The sequence below is a fragment of the Pseudoneobacillus rhizolycopersici genome (assembly GCF_054786815.1).
On sequence record NZ_JBTOOE010000283.1, the window covers coordinates 1 to 219 of the forward strand.

1 pseudogene is annotated in these 219 nt (G+C 41.1%); it reads right to left on the reverse strand.

Annotation, left to right across the window (positions count from 1 at the left end):
- Positions 1–219, reverse strand: a pseudogene (locus ACX9YW_RS23765) (IS30 family transposase); the annotation flags it as partial.

Genomic DNA, 219 nt, shown 5'->3' on the forward strand with positions numbered 1-219 from the left:
GTATTTTGGCAAGCCATTGATCAAGGTGAGTGTTAACACATTCGGCAGTACGATGATGAATGTTAAGCATGATTTCAACTTTGGAGAGTCGTTCAACCAGAGTCATGACTGCGCCGTGATGCTTACTTCCTTGAACAGTATCAGCTTCTAGGTGACCAAATTCATTGCGATAGTTAGGATAATCGTTGTATCGCTCATCAATATTACGACCTAATTGTC